The sequence below is a fragment of the Brucella oryzae genome, from assembly GCF_041929965.1.
GTDB lineage: Bacteria > Pseudomonadota > Alphaproteobacteria > Rhizobiales > Rhizobiaceae > Brucella > Brucella oryzae.
The window spans coordinates 80,972-97,580 of the sequence record NZ_JBHEEO010000011.1; the positions used below are offsets into that span (position 1 = coordinate 80,972).

The following is a 16,609-nucleotide window of genomic DNA, read 5'->3' on the forward strand; positions in this document are numbered from 1 at the left end:
CGGCAGAAAGCTGTCAGGTCAAAATAGCCACTCGATTGTAGATAACATCATACTTCGAGCTAAAATAAGACGTTATCGCCAGAATACCGGAATGGTTTCTTCCAGATGCGCACCAATACGCAAGGGGGCAGCCTTTTCTGCAAGCCCCGTGCGATCCGAAATCTCTATGCCCACGCCGCAGACCGTAGCCGGACCATTTGCCGCCTCGAAACGCCCTTTCGGCACTTTCGACAGGAAACGGTTGAGCGGCTCTTCCTTGTCCATGCCAAGCGAAGAATCGTAATCGCCACACATGCCCGCATCGGACATATAGGCTGTGCCATTACGCAAGATCTGGCAATCGGCGGTCGGGACATGCGTATGCGTGCCGACCACGGCGCTGGCGCGACCATCAACAAAATGGCCGAAACACTGCTTCTCGCTCGTCGCCTCAGCATGGAAATCGAAGAAGACCGCATCGGCTTGCTCGCCAAGCGGGCAGGCTTCCAGAATTTTTTCCGCCGCGATGAATGGATCATCAAGATCGGGATGCATGAACACCCGGCCCATGACGTTCGACACCAGAACGCGGGCACCGTTCTTGGCGATATAAAGCCCCTCGCCTTTCCCGGCCGTGCCTTTCGGGAAATTTGCCGGGCGCAAAAAGCGGTCTTCGCGCTTGGAGAAATCCAGCGCCTCGCGCTGATCCCAGACATGATTGCCGGTCGTGACGACATCGGCGCCAGCACGAATGGTATCGTGGAAAATCTCTTCCGTAATGCCAAAACCGCCCGCGGCGTTTTCGCCGTTGACGATAACGAAGTCCAGCTTCAGATCGGAAATCAGCCCCGGCAGTTTTTCATATACTGCGGTGCGGCCCGACCGGCCCACCATATCACCAAGAAAAAGCAATCTCATGGAAATGCCTTATAAACCTGCGCCAAGCGAACGCAAGCCGCTCTCGGTCAGGATCTGGTCGAGCGCAATATCGTGCGGCTCATCGGGCACATGCTCGACTTCCTGGCAATCGAAGGCCATGCCGATCAAAAGGGGTTGCAGACCGCGTTCCGTAAAACGTGCCAGCGCGCGGTCGTAATGCCCAGCACCATAGCCGAGCCGATGCCCGCGCCGGTCGAAACCTGCAAGCGGCATCAGCATGATCGCCGGATCGACCACCGGCGCATCTTCGCCCGGACCCATCGTGCCGAAACCCGTCTGACGCAATCTGGCATCGGGCAGATATTCGCGAAAAGCGATCGTTTCCTTATCCAGAACAACGGGAAGACAAAGTCGCGCACCCTTGGCGCGAAGTGCCGACAACAATGGGCGCGGGTCGATTTCAGAACGGATCGGCCAGTAGCCAGCAATCAAGGTGCCTTTGGGAACATCAATTGCTGCCTCGCCCTTGTTCGCAGCCGCCAGAGAGGCCTCGTAATGAAAGCGCGGATCAAGCGCATCGCGAACCGCCAGAACCTTGCGTCGAAGCTCCTGCTTTTCCAGTCCGAGACTACGCTCCGTTGCTGTCATTCCAAACCACTCCCTGATGCCACTTTGCATCACGCAGTGGAACCGTATTAAGCCGCTCCGTCAAGTGATCCTTCCGTCCTGCGTGCGATCTTCTCCGAACGGTCGCGAATGACCTTCAAAACGACGCCGTGGAAATCATTCAGGAACAGCTTGCCCCACAGATCACAGTAGAAATCGATCGGCGTGGCGATCTGATAATGGGTCGTCAGTGTCAGGCGCGTATGACCATTCGCCAGCGGTTCTAGACGATAATCACCCTGCGCAAGCTTCAGATAGGTGCTGTCGACCTTGATATGCGCTTCCACCTCAGGCGGTATAGAGCCGGGACCGAAGCGGAAATCCCAGGCCAGAAGCCGGTTTTCTTCCCATTGTGTGACAATTTCCTGAAAATTGACGCCATGCGTCCATTGCAAGTCGCGTACCGCGCCGATGCCGGTACCATTCAGCCTTGCATCCATCGGCTGTGGCACGCCAAGAATGCCATGGCTGAATGTCCACGCCAGCTCGTCCGGGCGTACATTGCGTATTTCAACCGTCTGCTGCCAGACGACTTCCGGTGCCGCTGCAATCTCGATCACCGTGGTCACAGCACCATCATGCGGCGTGTAGGACATCTGAAGTTCGGCTGGCAGAACGAGCAGCGGCAACGCGACCACCAGCGTCGTGGTGCGACGCGAACGAAACTGTCGGATGGTCCACAAGGTCACCGCCGAACCCAGCGCCGAAAACACCATGAAGAACGGAGCCGCCATGGCCACGCAAATTCCGGCCTCATGGAAAAGGATCATGCTGGTAACGACAAGCCCGGCGATAATGGCCCATCCCATACGGACATGCCGCCACAGGCTTTTTTGCGCACGCGGGTCGGAAAGGCTGGACGCAAGGCTGGCAACAGCCATCGGTAACAGCATCAGGCCTGCAATGACAGGCATTACATCCACATAATGACGCGACCAGATCATGACATAAAGCAGCAGACCGTAGACGAAAGCGATGGGTATCGCGACGGCCAGTCTTTCCGATGTTTCGGGCGATGCTGTTTCAGGAGATTTCATCAAGATGCGCAAATCGTTAGAGCTTTGCGCCTGTTTACGAACAAACTGTCCGTTGGATCAAGCTCATAGCTATCCAGCGACAGCCAGAGGAAAAGAAAGCGGCGACCACGACGACCGATGGTAGTGATTGATCCCGGGAACCTACAAAGTAGGTGGGCGCCATATGCGAAAGCCCGCAAGCCTTCACAGGGACAGCTCCCTTAGAGATCAATAAGGCCCCGGGGATGCTGTTACACCTGTCGGGAAGCGCAGTTCGCCAACGGCCAATATAATAGCTGGTCAAGGGGAACACCAGTGGCTTGCACTGGCTCAACAGGAAATCTTTTCGGAAATATCCGAAACAGGCTCAGCTGTTACGCGGCGCAATGCGTGATGCCACCTGTTCGATGCGCGATGCGACATCCGACAACATGCCAGTGAGAGCGGCATCATTGCTGTCGGCGCGGCTCAAAGCCTCATCGCGGGACCGGCGCAAGGTTTCCGCCTCATTTTCAAGCCCCGTGATCCGCTTTTGCATTTCCGCCAGCTCGTCCATCACCATGATCCCGGCCATGACGGTCAGGCGCAGATCGCCGATTTCGCCGAAGGAGTTCTTGAGATGGGTCACATATTGATCGAAACGGTCGGCAAGTCCGGACAGGTGTTCTTCCTGTCCTTCGTCGCAGGCCATGCGGTAGGCCTTGCCATCGATGGTAACGGTTACGGTCGCTATGGTAGCCTCCTATCGGTCCAGAACGGCGCGGATTGTCTCCATCGCAGTCACGAGGCGGCGCGAAACCTCCCGGTTCGCGGCTTCCAGCCGCTCTGCGCGCGCTTCCGACTGATCGAGTTCCTGGGCGAGACGGCTGCGATCCGCATTCATACGCTGCACCTCCTCCTCGGCCTCGGCGAAGTCGCCTTCCTTGTCCAGCCGCAGATCGACCGCTTGTTCAAGCGTATTGAGTGCCTTTTCCAGCCGTTCCAAGACTTGCCTGAGGGTCGTTTCGGGTGCCATCCATATCCTTTCCAATGCCACTTCTCGGGCCAATTCGCAGGCCAACTCTGGGCATCGAATCGCGCCTGCGGGACGGGCATCTTTGAAAAGATTGTAATAATCGCCCGCCCGATAAGCAACAAATGAGGGGCTGATCTGAACGTTCATGCACTGTTATCGGTGCAAAAACGGCTTTTCAGTGATTGTTCTACAGCTTTCCACACAACTCAATCGATTAGTCGCGGACAGTTTATTGCTCAAAAGTCATCGGTTTATTGACTCCTTATACGCAGGTGCTATGTGTCCCGATGCCTTCTGGAGCATGATCCCGAAACGCATAAAGCCGTTTTGGATACGGATCGTGCTCAGGCAAAAGGCATCGCCGCAACCCCCGTTAACCCCTCCCAAGGAAAGACGGCTGAGACCATGACCAATACCGACAAACAAAACCAGATGGCTAATGCAATCCGCTTCCTCTCCATGGATGCGGTAGAGAAGGCCAATTCGGGCCATCCCGGCCTGCCTATGGGCGCAGCCGATATAGCGACGACGCTTTATACCCGTTTTCTCTCGCATGACCCAAAGAACCCGCACTGGCCGGATCGCGACCGTTTCGTGCTTTCCGCTGGGCACGGCTCGATGCTGCTCTATTCGCTGCTCTATCTTTCGGGCTACGAAGACATCACCATCGACGAGATCAAAAATTTCCGTCAGCTCGGTTCGCGCACGGCAGGCCATCCGGAATACGGTCACGCCGCCGGTATCGAAACGACGACCGGCCCGCTTGGACAGGGCATCGCCAATGCCGTCGGCATGGCGCTTTCCGAACGCATCCTCAATGCACAATTCGGCGACAGCCTCGTCAACCACTACACCTATGTGATTGCCGGTGACGGCTGCCTCATGGAAGGCATCAGCCAGGAAGCTATCGCGCTTGCCGGTCATCTGAAGCTGAACAAGCTGATCGTGTTCTGGGATGACAACAACATCTCGATCGACGGCCCGGTCACGCTTTCCGACAATACCGATCAGCCCGCCCGTTTCGCCGCTTCCGGCTGGAACACGATGGCAGTCGACGGTCATGACCAGGATGCGATTGCCAAGGCTATCGAACTGGCCAAGGTTTCCGAAAAGCCGACACTCATCGCCTGCAAGACGACCATCGGCTTCGGTGCACCGAACAAGGCTGGCACCAACAAGGTGCATGGCTCACCGCTTGGCGCAGAAGAAATCGCAGCAACCCGCAAGTCGCTCGGCTGGAGCGCCGAGCCTTTCGTCGTCCCGGCAGAAGTGCTGGACGGCTGGCGCGTTGCCGGCCTGAATGCCGCCAAAAAGCGTCAGGAATGGGAAAAGCGTTTCGCTGCCGCTGACGCGAACACCCGCGCTGAATTCGAGCGCCGGATGCGTGGCGACCTGCCTTCCAACTTCGATGCAGCCATCGTCGAATACAAGAAGAAGCTTTCCGCCGACAAGCCGAAGGTTGCAACCCGCAAGTCTTCCGAAATGGCTCTGGAAGTCATCAACGGCGTCGTGCCGGAAACCATTGGCGGTTCCGCCGACCTCACCGGCTCGAACAACACCAAGACGAGCCAGACCAAGGCCATAACGCCGGAAGACTACGGCCAGCGTTACGTCCATTACGGTATTCGTGAACACGGCATGGCGGCAGCCATGAACGGCATGACGCTGCATGGGGGCCTCATCCCCTACGGCGGCACCTTCCTGACCTTCTCGGATTATTGCCGTCCGGCCATGCGTCTTTCCTCGCTGATGGGCATCCGCGTCGTTTACGTGATGACCCATGACTCCATCGGTCTTGGTGAAGACGGTCCGACCCACCAGCCGGTCGAACAGCTTGCCGCCCTGCGCGCCATTCCGAACCACAATGTGTTCCGCCCTGCCGACGCTGTCGAAGCAGCTGAATGCTGGCAGATTGCTCTGCAATCCAAGAAGACGCCGTCGACGATGGCTTTGACCCGCCAGAACCTGCCGACAGTCCGCACCGAGCATCGCGACGAAAACCTTTCGGCTTTCGGCGCCTATGAACTTGCTGCGGCAAGCAAAGATGCCAAAGTGACGATCTTCGCGACCGGCTCGGAAGTGGAAATCGCGCTCAAGGCCCGCGATCTTCTGGAAGGCAAAGGCATTGCCACCCGTGTTGTTTCCGTTCCTTGCTTTGAGCTTTTCGAACAGCAGAGCGACGCCTACAAGACGGCGACCATCGGCGACGCGCCGGTCAAGGTTGCCATTGAAGCGGCAATCTCGCTCGGCTGGGAACGCTTCATCGGCGAAAACGGCATCTTCATCGGCATGAAGGGCTTCGGCGCTTCGGGCGAGATCAACGATCTCTACAAGCATTTCGGCATTACGGCAGAACATGCCGCCGAAGCTGCGGAGAAGAAGCTCAACGCCGCATGATTTTAAGAACGCCGGCGTCGCAAAAACGCCGGCGTTTGAGTTTCCATTCCAGTTCGGTCGAACGAATCCTGTTCGATTTGTTCGTTCCGGCGGAGTTTTGAAGCACTGCATGTGCAGTACCCTATCGGGAGATTGAGAGAAAATGGCAGTTCGCGTCGCAATTAACGGTTTTGGCCGCATCGGCCGCAACATCCTTCGCGCCATCGTCGAATCGGGCCGCACCGATATCCAGGTCGTCGCCATCAATGACCTTGGCCCGGTGGAAACCAATGCGCATCTTCTGCGTTATGACAGCGTTCATGGCCGTTTCCCCAAGGAAGTAAAGGTTGCAGGCGATACCATCGACGTCGGCTACGGCCCGATCAAGGTTCATGCCGTCCGCAACCCGGCTGAACTGCCGTGGAAGGAAGAAGGCGTCGACATCGCTCTGGAATGCACCGGCATCTTCACCTCGCGCGACAAGGCAGCACTTCACCTTGAAGCTGGTGCAAAGCGCGTGATTGTTTCAGCTCCTGCCGATGGCGCCGACCTCACCGTCGTTTATGGCGTCAACCACGACAAGCTGACCAAGGACCATCTGGTCATCTCCAACGCTTCGTGCACAACCAACTGCCTTGCACCGGTGGCTCAGGTTCTCAACGATGCTATCGGCATCGAAAAGGGCTTCATGACCACGATCCATTCCTATACGGGCGACCAGCCGACGCTGGACACCATGCATAAGGATCTCTACCGCGCACGCGCAGCCGCTCTTTCCATGATCCCGACCTCGACGGGCGCAGCCAAGGCTGTCGGTCTTGTTCTGCCAGAGCTGAAGGGCAAGCTTGACGGCGTCGCCATCCGCGTTCCGACCCCGAACGTCTCGGTTGTCGACCTGACTTTCATCGCCAAGCGCGAAACGACTGTCGATGAAGTCAACAACGCGATCCGTGAAGCCGCCAATGGCCGCCTCAAGGGCATTCTCGGCTACACCGACGAGAAGCTTGTCTCGCATGACTTCAACCATGACTCCCATTCATCGGTCTTCCACACGGATCAGACCAAGGTCATGGAAGGCACCATGGTGCGCATCCTGTCGTGGTACGACAATGAGTGGGGCTTCTCCAGCCGTATGGGCGATACCGCTGTCGCCTTCGGCAAGCTGATCTAAGCCTCTGACCATGTTTCGCGCCCTTCTCCCCACCGTTGCGCGCTGGCGTCCGCTGGAAGGTAAAGGGCTCGAACATCTCAATATTGGCCTCATCGGTCGCACGATCCGTGCCGAAAGCGTGGTGATTGGCGACCGAGGAGGCAAACCCTATGGTGTGCGCTACAGTATCGACTGCAACAGCGCCTGGCATGTCCTCCATTTCCTGATCGAAACCACATCCGGCCACCGGCTGGAACTTGTTTCCGACGGCGACGGTCGCTGGAACACGATGGCTGGCGATGCATTGCCCGAATTCGACGGCTGCATCGATATCGATCTGGCAGGAACGCCCTTCACCAACACCTTGCCCATCCGCCGCCTTGGCCTCACGCCGGAAAGCGGTACAGTTCAGCTCGACATGCTTTACGTGCCGTTCGACAATTTCCGTCCGCTGCGTGACCAACAGCGCTATACCTGTATCGAGGAGGGCAGGCGCTATCGCTACGAAGCAGCCGACCGTCCCTTCACCGCCGAATTGCCTGTCGATGAAGACGGGCTCGTCACCGATTATCCAACCCTTTTCCGGCGCCTGCCTGTTTGAGCGATCCCTGTTCCACTGGCACCCGAAAGACCGTTCTGGGAGAAAGATCATGAGTTTCCGCACTCTCGATGATGCCGACGTCAAGTCCAAGCGCGTACTAGTCCGCGTTGACCTCAACGTACCGATGGCGAACGGTGAAGTCACCGACTTGACCCGTATCGAGCGCATCGTTCCAACCATTGCGGAACTGTCGAAGAAGGGCGCAAAAGTCATCCTACTCGCCCATTTCGGTCGCCCCAAGGGCGTTGCTTCAGACGAAAATTCGCTGAAGCATGTTGTGAAGCCGCTCGCCAAGGTGCTCGGCCATGGCGTGCATTTCGCGGAAGACAGCATCGGCGACAAGGCCAAGGCCGCAGTCGACGCGCTGAAGGATGGCGATGTCCTGCTTCTGGAAAACACCCGTTTCCACAAGGGCGAGGAGAAGAACGATCCGGAATTCGTCGCGGCGCTCGCCGCCAATGGCGATCTTTATGTGAACGACGCCTTTTCCGCCGCCCACCGCGCCCATGCCTCGACCGAAGGTCTGGCCCATGTCCTGCCCGCCTATGCGGGACGCGCCATGCAGGCTGAGCTTGAAGCGCTCGAAAAAGGCCTCGGCAATCCGGCTCGCCCGGTGGTAGCTATCGTCGGCGGCGCCAAGGTTTCGACCAAGCTCGATCTTCTGTCCAACCTGATCGAAAAGGTCGATGCGCTCGTTATTGGCGGCGGCATGGCCAATACTTTCCTGGCAGCGCAGGGACACGATGTCGGCAAATCGCTGTGCGAACATGAACTGGCCCACACCGCCCGCGAAATCATGGCCAAGGCCGAAACCACCAAATGCGCGATCATCCTGCCGGTCGATGCTGTCGTGGGCTGGCACTTTGCAGCCGACACGCCGAACAAGACCTATGGAGTCGATGCAGTTCCAAGCGACGGTATGATTCTCGATGCCGGAGCGCTTTCGACCGATCTGATCGCTTCGGCCATTGATGACGCAGCTACGCTTGTCTGGAACGGTCCGCTCGGTGCGTTCGAACTACGCCCGTTCGATGCGGCAACGGTCAAGACCGCAAAACATGTCGCTGCCCGGACCAAGGCAGGCAAACTGGTTTCGGTCGGCGGCGGCGGCGATACGGTCGCAGCGTTGAACCATGCTGGCGTGGCCGACGACTTCACTTACATCTCGACCGCAGGTGGCGCCTTCCTCGAGTGGATGGAAGGCAAGCCCCTCCCCGGCGTCGATGTGCTAAAGAAGTAATGCGATAAATCATGTTCACATAAGCCCGGTATCAACCGGGCTTATGTTTTGGGTGTCAGCCTTAGGAGGCGCCCCGGACTGTCATCCTCGATCAGCCAGATGGCCCCGTCGGGACCGACAGCAACATCGCGGATACGGTTTTCCATTTCAAAGCGCTCGGCTTCGTCCGCCTTGCCGTCCTTGTCGATCACGACACGCACCAGCGACATGACCGAAAGTCCTCCGATCAAAGCCGAACCGCGCCATTCGGGGAACATGTCTCCCTCGTAAAAAGCAAGTCCAGCCGGAGCGATAACCGGCGTCCAGTACACCAATGGCGGTTCGAATTCGGGGCGTGTGCTATGGCGCGGGATCGGCCTGCCACTATAATTGTCGCCATTGGAGACCACCGGCCAGCCGTAATTGAGGCCTGGCTTGATGAGATTGAACTCGTCACCGCCACGCGGCCCCATCTCATGCTCCCACAGTTTTCCATCGGGACCGAAGGCCAATCCATACGGGTTGCGATGACCGGTCGACCAGGTCAGCGCCCGCACACCTTCCGCATCAGCATGCGGATTATCCTTGGGCACGGAACCATCCAGATTCATGCGCAGAATTTTCCCCATTGGAGCCGCATCGTCCTGCGCTGTTGCGGGCTGCATACGATCGCCGACGGAAAAGAACAGATGCCTACCATCGGGCGCAAACGCAATAATGCCGCCCGGTTGACCGCCGCGAGCCGCCGCATCCTGTTTCCAGATCGTGGTCTTGTCCTTCAGCGCTGCCTTGCCGTCACCTTCATCCAGTACAGCGCGTGCCAGAACGACGCTGCTGCCATTCTTCGCCGGTTCGTTATAGGAGAAATAGACTGCCTTGCTCTTTTTGAAATCCGGAGCAGGCGCAATGTCAAGAAGACCGTTCTGACCGCCATAGGCGACTTCCGGCACACCAGCGATAGCAGTTTTGTCACCCGATTGCGTGACTATGAAAATCTTGCCGCCCTTCTCCGTCAATAAAAGTCTGCCATCGGGCAGAAAGGCGATCGCCCATGGCGTGTCGAATTCGGCAACCACGATTGCAATAAACGGGGCATTTACTTCGGCCCGCCTGCCACCTGCATTGATGCTCTCAGCCGAAACATCGAGCACAGGCAGGGCAACCATTGATGCGGCCAGAACAAATGGCAGGCTCAAAAGGGCTCGTCGCATATCTCCTCCTCAAATCCGGACAACGGAAAACGGGCGAGGTTTCCTCACTGGTTTCTTACATGGGGTTTGAGACACGGATATCAAAATGAGTTTCGGCAAAAACCTTCGATATCAATCTGACGGCCTAAACCGTTTGAAAAATATTTCAAACGTTTCAACGACTTGCGCTTGCCACAGTTTTAACCAACACTCCCTCATCGCCTTGATAGAAGGAGCATTGCATATGGCTGAACGTCTTGAAGATATTGCGATTGCACTGGTGGCAGCAGGAAAAGGTATTCTCGCCGCCGACGAAAGCTCAGGCACCATCAAGAAACGCTTTGACTCGATCCATCTCGCCTCGACGGAGGAATCGCGTCGCGACTATCGTGAAATGCTGTTCCGTTCGGACGACGCGATGAAGAACTACATTTCAGGTGTCATTCTCTATGATGAAACCATAAGGCAAAAGGCCAAGGACGGTACAGCGCTTGTCGAAATCATCCGAAAGGCAGGGGCAATTCCAGGTATCAAGGTCGATGCGGGCGCGAAGCCGCTAGCAGGCTTCGAAGGTGAAACAATCACAGAGGGGCTGGACGGGCTGCGCGAGCGGTTCAACGAATATTACGCACTTGGTGCACGTTTCGCCAAATGGCGCGCGGTGATTTCCATTTCGGATGGCCTGCCCACATGGGGAGCGGTGAAACAGAATGCGCAGGCGCTCGCCCGCTATGCAGCGCTTTGCCAAGAAGCAAACATTGTCCCCATCGTCGAGCCGGAAGTATTGATGGACGGCCAGCCGGGGGATCATACCATCGACCGTTGTTACGAAGTGACGGAATGGGTTCTCAAGACCGTATTTACGGAACTTTACGATGCCCGCGTCAAGCTCGAAGGTATGATCCTGAAGCCGAACATGGTCATCGACGGCAAAAAGGCACGCAAGGCTTCCGTCGAGGAAGTGGCGGAGAAAACTGTACGTTGTTTCCGCAACACGGTTCCGGCAGCAGTGCCCGGCATTGCCTTCCTTTCTGGCGGTCAGACCGGCGAGGAAGCGACAGCCCATCTTTCCGCGATGAATGCGGGCTTCGAAATGCCATGGAAAATGACCTTCTCCTATGGCCGTGCCCTGCAGGCGGCAGCGCTGGACGCCTGGGGAGGCAAGGATGCAAACGTCGCTGCCGGTCAGCGGGCTTTCGCGCATCGGGCAAAAATGAACGGTCTTGCCGCTACCGGCGGCTGGAAAAAAGACCTCGAAAAAGCTGCCTGACTTGCCTTGAAAAGAGGGCCCGGCCAACTGAACCGGGCTTTTTCAGCCTTCGTGCAGATGGACCCCCACCGTCAGTGCCATGATCAATATGGCGATGACTGCGATCTTCCAGAAATCGCCGCGCCGCTTCAGGCCCGGCAGGCCAAGCGGTTTGATGATGTGCAGTCCCATCAGAAGAACAAGCAGCACAGGCAGGATTTTTGTCACAAATCACCTCTCTGCCTCCTTGTGACGCAGACAGACCATCGCCGCAAGACGCCTGGGCCAGGCACAGCTGTTTTACCGGCAAGCTTCGATCTTCATCTTAAGTTTCATGGACGGGTCGCCGTCAGGCGGCGTAGACTGCATGTGGAGGTGATGAAAGCGCATGGAGGAGATGGACCGGAACAGGTCGATCTTGCGCTTTCGTCAGCAGACTAATCACGACGCGATAACCACCCACCAGAGTGGACATTGCGCGCGCTTCTGGGAGGAAGAGCATGACTTCGAAATATGCCGAAACCTATGCCGCATGGCAGACCAACCCTGAACGCTTCTGGGCTGAAGCGGCGCAGGCAATCGACTGGTTCACGCCATGGGTTAAGGTTTTTGCGGGTGACGAAGGTGTCTATGGTCGCTGGTTCAAGGGTGCAAAGTGCAACACCTGTTACAACGCCCTCGACCGCCATGTCGCCAACGGGCGTGGTGAACAGGTTGCGCTGATCTATGAAAGCCCCGTCACCGATAAGGTGCGCAAATTCACTTATCGCGAACTGCTGGAAGAAGTAGAAGCGCTCTCCGCCGTCATGCTCGACAATGGCGTGTTGAAGGGCGACCGCGTTCTCATCTATATGCCGATGGTTCCCGAAGCGGCTGTCGCCATGCTGGCATCAGCGCGTATCGGTGCCGTCCATTCCGTTGTCTTCGGCGGGTTTGCCGCCAATGAACTCGCAACCCGCATCGACGACGCCAAGCCGGTGATGATTATCGCCGGCTCCTGCGGTATCGAGCCTACCCGCATCGTGCCCTATCAGGCCATGCTCGATAAGGCGATTTCACTCGCACATCACAAGGTCGATCATTGCATCATATTGCAGCGTGAGCAGCATCGGCATGAACCGGTGGCAGGGCGTGATATCGACTATCGCGAGGCCGTCGATGCCGCGCGCGGCCGTCATGTCCCCTGCACGCCGGTTGATGCCACCGACCCGCTTTATGTGCTGTACACATCCGGCACGACCGGCGAGCCGAAAGGCGTCGTGCGAGACAATGGCGGACACATGGTGGCACTTGCCTGGTCCATGAAGAATGTTTTCGGTGTAGAACCCGGACAAGTATGGTGGGCTGCATCCGATGTTGGCTGGGTAGTTGGCCATTCCTATATCGTCTACGCACCGCTGATCCATGGTGCGACGACTATCCTGTTCGAAGGCAAGCCGGTCGGCACACCGGATGCGGGCATTTATTGGCGCATTATTGCCGAGCATGGCGTCGAAGTGATGTTCACCGCACCGACCGCGCTACGTGCCATCAAAAAAGAAGATGCCGACGGACATTTCGTGCGTCGCTACGACCTTTCAAAGTTCCGCGCCCTTTATCTTGCTGGCGAACGTGCCGATCCGGACACGATCCATTGGGCCGAGAAGCTGCTGGGCTGCCCGGTAATCGATCACTGGTGGCAAACAGAAAGCGGATGGCCGATGGTTGCCAACCCGCTCGGCCTCGGTCTTCTGGAAACCAAATACGGCTCGCCCGCTGTCTGTCTTCCGGGTTACGATATCCGCGTGCTGGACGATGAAGGCCACGAAGTCGAACGCGGCCAGCTTGGGAATGTTCTTATCAAGCTGCCCCTGCCACCCGGTTGCCTGCCAACGCTCTGGAACGCCGACGAGCGCTTCCGCAAGGCCTATCTGAACGAATTCCCCGGCTACTATAAAACTGCCGATGCGGGCTATATGGATGAGGACGGCTATCTCTACATCATGAGTCGCACCGACGACATCATCAATGTCGCTGGCCATCGCCTGTCGACGGGCGCGATGGAGGAAGTGCTTTCCAGCCATCCCGATGTTGCCGAATGCGCGGTGCTTGGCATTTCAGACCCTATGAAGGGACAAGTGCCCTGCGGTTTCCTCGTACTGAAATCCAACATCGACCGTGACCCGCAAGAGGTCGAAAAAGAATGCGTCAGCATGGTACGTGACGTTATCGGACCTGTTGCAGCCTTCCGGCTGGCGCTGACGGTAAAGCGCTTGCCCAAGACGCGATCCGGTAAAATTCTGCGCTCAACCATCCAGAAGATCGCCGACGGCGAACAATGGAAGATGCCGGCCACAATCGATGACCCGGCTATTCTGGACGAAATCAGCACCGTTCTACGCGCGCGCCACACCGGCCTCGCCTTCGCCTGATCCTGGCGCTATTGACCGGCGGTTTTCGCCGGTCCACTCTCCATGCAAATTGGAGATTGATCATGCAATTAGAAGGCAAGGTGGCAATCGTCACCGGCGCTGCCCGCGGTATTGGCTATGCCATAGCAAAGCGCTTCCTGATGGATGGCGCAAGCGTAGTCCTATCCGACATCGACAACGCTGCAGCCATGCGCGCAGCCAAGGATCTGGAGCAATTCGGCCCGGTTCGCCATATGGCGGCGGATGTGGGTGACAAGCTCGATGTCCACAATCTCCTGACCTTCGCCGTCACCAATCTGGGTGAGATCGATATTCTCATTAACAATGCCGGGATCGTCCATCAGGCAGATTTCCTCGACCTCAAGGAAGAGGATTTTGACCGCGTCATGCGGGTCAATCTCAAAGGTGCTTTTCTGTGCGGGCAGGCAGTAGCCAGACGCATGGTCGAGAGGGTCGAATCGGGTGGCGATCCAGGCACGATCATCAACATGTCGTCGATCAACGCAATCTTCGGTTTGCCGGAGCAGCTCGCCTATTCCGTTTCCAAGGGCGGATTGAACCAACTGACACGTACCATGGCAGTAGCGCTCGCCCGTTGGGGGATTCGCGTCAATGCAATCGGCCCCGGTTCCATCGAGACTGATATGCTTTCCGCCGTGAACACAGATGTCGATGCCCGAAACAGGGTTCTTTCCAGAACACCACTCGGTCGCATAGGCCAAGCCTCTGAAATTGCTTCGATCGCATCGTTTCTGGCATCGCGGGATGCAAGCTATGTAACAGGTCAGACCATCTATGCAGATGGCGGACGCCTGCCTCTGAGCTATACGGCAGCACCACGCTACAAAGCGTGACGTTGCAGCCCCGCTATATTTGGAAGATAATGAAGTCAGACTTGCTCCTGACAGAAAGCTGTCAGGAGGGGTGTGCGATACTGCGTATCCAAGGATGAGGGAGATTCACCATGGCACTCGCAATCGCACCATTGATCGCAGTTTTGAAGGAATACAGGCGCAGATATGACGAGCGACGCCGTTTCATTCGCACCGAGCGAGTGATCGGTCGACTACCGAACGATTTGCGCAAGGATTTGGGCTGGCCGGACCGCTATCTGGAGCAGCGCAACACCAAGTACTGCAACGGAGAATAAAACGGAATGCGCCGGGCAGACCGCCTTTTCCAGATTGTTCAGCACCTGCGCGGTGGCAGGCTTGTCACCGCGCGCCAGCTGGCCGAACGGCTGGAAGTCTCCGAACGCACCATCTATCGCGACATTTCCGATCTGCAGTCGACAGGCGTTCCCATCGATGGTGAAGCCGGTGTCGGCTATATCCTGCGGCAGGGTTTCGAACTCCCGCCGCTCATGTTCACACGTGATGAAATTGTTGCTCTTGTTGCTGGCGCACGCCTCATCCGCGCCTGGGGAGGCGTTTCTATGGCGCGTGGCGCGGAAGAGGCTCTGGTCAAGATCGAAGCCGTCCTGCCCAAGGAAGAGCGCGCCCGTATCACCAGCACCCAGATTCATGCACCCACGGCCCGCATCAGCATGGATGAACGCCGCATCATCGACGCGGTGGAACGCGCCGTCGATCAGGGAAATGTCCTCAATATCCGCTATCGTGATCTGGAATCGCGTGAAAGCGAGCGTAATATTCGCCCGCTCGGCCTTTGGTTCTGGGGCAAGGTCTGGACGGTTATCGGCTGGTGCGAATTGCGCAATGCTTTCCGTACATTCCGCACGGACCGGATCGTGGAAGCAAGCGATGCAGGCCGCCTCTTCCGGGCCGAACGCGGCAAGACACTGGCCGATTTCTACCGCCTCATGGAATTGAGCGAATACAACGCCTTCAAAGATTGACTGCTCCGACAATACTCCCAAGATGGCCGCTTGAGCCGGTCCGGCAATCTGTTCACACAGGCATGTCGGGCCGGTTCTCCTTTTCAGCCATGATAGCGACCAGCTGACTTATGACATATTGCAAGCCTTGATCTTCCTGACGCCGCCTGTGCCAAGCGATGTGCAAGGAAAAACCCGCAATAGGGACCGGAGGCGTGAAAGCGACCAGAGCAGACATATCCTCGGACATACAGTGCGATGGCAGCATGGCGATCATATCGGTACTGACCAGCAATTCGGGCACCATGCCGAAGTTCGGTACAACCACACCCACCCGGCGGCTCAATCCCCGTTCCGCCAGAGCACCGTCGACAGGGCTGCTGTTATCACCGCGTCCCGAAACAAGAACATGCGGATAATCGAGCCAGCTCTCCAGTGAAAATGCCTTTGCTGCCGGATGATCCCGCCGCATGGCGATAATGTAGTTTTCCTCCAGTAACAGTTTTCGCTGAAGCTCGTCGTCGGTTTCAGGGAAGACAGAAAGAGCAAGATCGCTTTCGCCTGTCACCAGTGCTTCGCGCGCTGCGACCGCCCCCATCCAGGGTTGGACGATGATGTTGATCCCCGGCGCGGTGTGGGCAAGCGCCTTCAATAGAGGTTTTATGACAAAGATAGCCGGATAATCCGCCATGCAGATGCGTACCGTCTGTCGCAGCGATGCAAGGGGCAGTTCGGGCGGATTGACCAGATCGACCACCCCTGCCAGCAGAGTTTTCAAGGGAGCCCGCAAAGTTTCCGCTTTCGGTGTGCGCCGCATCGTCCCGCGTCCGCGCTCTAGAAGCTGATCGTTGAACAAGGCACGGCAGCGCTGCAGAGCATTCGATACAGCGGGCTGGGTCAAATTGAGCCGATCCGCAGCCCTGCTCACATGCGCTTCATCCAGAAGAGCATCCAGTATGACCAGAAGATTGAGATCAAGGGAACGTAAATTCATTAAATCAATAATAGACTATACCGATAA

At 57.2% G+C, this 16,609-nt stretch carries 18 protein-coding genes and 1 other RNA gene; 9 read left to right on the forward strand and 10 right to left on the reverse strand.

Features of this window, described 5'->3' with window-relative positions; translation table 11 throughout:
• Window positions 1-72: 72 nt before the first annotated feature.
• From JNC70_RS13475 to JNC70_RS13500, 6 genes are all read right to left on the reverse strand, one after another.
• On the reverse strand, window positions 73-897 hold the full coding sequence (locus JNC70_RS13475; protein WP_104753845.1) for a TIGR00282 family metallophosphoesterase: 825 nt from the start codon (window positions 895-897) through the stop codon (window positions 73-75).
• 9 nt (window positions 898-906) lie between these two features.
• Window positions 907-1,506, reverse strand: a complete 600-nt coding sequence (locus tag JNC70_RS13480; protein ID WP_104753844.1) for a 5-formyltetrahydrofolate cyclo-ligase — start codon at window positions 1,504-1,506, stop codon at window positions 907-909.
• A gap of 47 nt (window positions 1,507-1,553) precedes the next feature.
• The gene (locus tag JNC70_RS13485) at window positions 1,554-2,561 is read right to left on the reverse strand and encodes an SRPBCC family protein (RefSeq protein ID WP_104753843.1); all 1,008 of its coding nucleotides are present in this window, start codon (window positions 2,559-2,561) and stop codon (window positions 1,554-1,556) included.
• A gap of 99 nt (window positions 2,562-2,660) precedes the next feature.
• Window positions 2,661-2,819, reverse strand: a non-coding RNA gene (gene ssrS / locus JNC70_RS13490) — 6S RNA.
• 88 nt (window positions 2,820-2,907) lie between these two features.
• Complete coding sequence (locus tag JNC70_RS13495; protein ID WP_104753842.1) at window positions 2,908-3,273, reverse strand: cell division protein ZapA; 366 nt, start codon at window positions 3,271-3,273, stop codon at window positions 2,908-2,910.
• Between the two features lie 9 nt (window positions 3,274-3,282).
• Window positions 3,283-3,555 carry a DUF4164 domain-containing protein gene (locus JNC70_RS13500; RefSeq protein ID WP_010661399.1) on the reverse strand — a complete coding sequence of 91 codons (273 nt, stop codon included), beginning with the start codon at window positions 3,553-3,555 and terminating at the stop codon, window positions 3,283-3,285.
• Window positions 3,556-3,960: 405 nt separating this feature from the next.
• Here JNC70_RS13500 and tkt point away from each other — a divergent pair, with 405 nt between their 5' ends.
• The 4 genes from tkt to JNC70_RS13520 all read left to right on the forward strand — a co-directional run bounded on the left by tkt (window position 3,961) and on the right by JNC70_RS13520 (window position 8,922).
• The gene (gene tkt, locus JNC70_RS13505) at window positions 3,961-5,952 is read left to right on the forward strand and encodes a transketolase (RefSeq protein ID WP_104753841.1); all 1,992 of its coding nucleotides are present in this window, start codon (window positions 3,961-3,963) and stop codon (window positions 5,950-5,952) included.
• Window positions 5,953-6,094: 142 nt separating this feature from the next.
• A complete protein-coding gene (gene gap / locus JNC70_RS13510; protein WP_104753840.1) occupies window positions 6,095-7,102 on the forward strand; it encodes a type I glyceraldehyde-3-phosphate dehydrogenase in 1,008 nt (335 codons plus the stop codon).
• Window positions 7,103-7,112: 10 nt separating this feature from the next.
• Window positions 7,113-7,682: a putative glycolipid-binding domain-containing protein gene (locus JNC70_RS13515; RefSeq protein ID WP_104753839.1), complete on the forward strand. Its 570-nt coding sequence runs from the start codon at window positions 7,113-7,115 to the stop codon at window positions 7,680-7,682.
• A gap of 49 nt (window positions 7,683-7,731) precedes the next feature.
• Window positions 7,732-8,922 carry a phosphoglycerate kinase gene (locus JNC70_RS13520; RefSeq protein ID WP_104753838.1) on the forward strand — a complete coding sequence of 397 codons (1,191 nt, stop codon included), beginning with the start codon at window positions 7,732-7,734 and terminating at the stop codon, window positions 8,920-8,922.
• A gap of 41 nt (window positions 8,923-8,963) precedes the next feature.
• On the opposite strand, the gene JNC70_RS13525 is transcribed toward JNC70_RS13520, so the two are convergent.
• A complete protein-coding gene (locus JNC70_RS13525; RefSeq protein ID WP_104753837.1) occupies window positions 8,964-10,112 on the reverse strand; it encodes a PQQ-dependent sugar dehydrogenase in 1,149 nt (382 codons plus the stop codon).
• Window positions 10,113-10,335: 223 nt separating this feature from the next.
• On the opposite strand from JNC70_RS13525, the gene JNC70_RS13530 reads away from it, so the two are divergent.
• On the forward strand, window positions 10,336-11,361 hold the full coding sequence (locus JNC70_RS13530) for a class I fructose-bisphosphate aldolase (RefSeq protein ID WP_104753836.1): 1,026 nt from the start codon (window positions 10,336-10,338) through the stop codon (window positions 11,359-11,361).
• A 42-nt stretch (window positions 11,362-11,403) separates the two neighbouring features.
• Here JNC70_RS13530 and JNC70_RS13535 read toward each other — a convergent pair whose 3' ends face one another.
• Both JNC70_RS13535 and JNC70_RS13540 read right to left on the reverse strand, forming a co-directional pair.
• A complete protein-coding gene (locus tag JNC70_RS13535) occupies window positions 11,404-11,568 on the reverse strand; it encodes a hypothetical protein (protein ID WP_167393998.1) in 165 nt (54 codons plus the stop codon).
• Window positions 11,569-11,689: 121 nt separating this feature from the next.
• Window positions 11,690-11,815, reverse strand: a complete 126-nt coding sequence (locus JNC70_RS13540) for a hypothetical protein (RefSeq protein ID WP_282959544.1) — start codon at window positions 11,813-11,815, stop codon at window positions 11,690-11,692.
• Between the two features lie 25 nt (window positions 11,816-11,840).
• Between JNC70_RS13540 and JNC70_RS13545 the strand changes: the two genes are divergently transcribed.
• The 4 genes from JNC70_RS13545 to JNC70_RS13560 all read left to right on the forward strand — a co-directional run bounded on the left by JNC70_RS13545 (window position 11,841) and on the right by JNC70_RS13560 (window position 15,609).
• Window positions 11,841-13,751, forward strand: coding sequence for a propionyl-CoA synthetase (locus JNC70_RS13545; RefSeq protein WP_104753835.1), 1,911 nt, complete (start codon window positions 11,841-11,843; stop codon window positions 13,749-13,751).
• A 62-nt stretch (window positions 13,752-13,813) separates the two neighbouring features.
• A complete protein-coding gene (locus JNC70_RS13550; RefSeq protein WP_104753834.1) occupies window positions 13,814-14,605 on the forward strand; it encodes an SDR family NAD(P)-dependent oxidoreductase in 792 nt (263 codons plus the stop codon).
• A gap of 110 nt (window positions 14,606-14,715) precedes the next feature.
• The gene (locus tag JNC70_RS13555) at window positions 14,716-14,901 is read left to right on the forward strand and encodes a hypothetical protein (protein ID WP_104753833.1); all 186 of its coding nucleotides are present in this window, start codon (window positions 14,716-14,718) and stop codon (window positions 14,899-14,901) included.
• A gap of 6 nt (window positions 14,902-14,907) precedes the next feature.
• A complete protein-coding gene (locus tag JNC70_RS13560) occupies window positions 14,908-15,609 on the forward strand; it encodes a helix-turn-helix transcriptional regulator (RefSeq protein ID WP_061348010.1) in 702 nt (233 codons plus the stop codon).
• 52 nt (window positions 15,610-15,661) lie between these two features.
• Here JNC70_RS13560 and JNC70_RS13565 read toward each other — a convergent pair whose 3' ends face one another.
• Complete coding sequence (locus JNC70_RS13565; protein WP_104753832.1) at window positions 15,662-16,582, reverse strand: LysR family transcriptional regulator; 921 nt, start codon at window positions 16,580-16,582, stop codon at window positions 15,662-15,664.
• Window positions 16,583-16,609 lie beyond the last annotated feature (27 nt).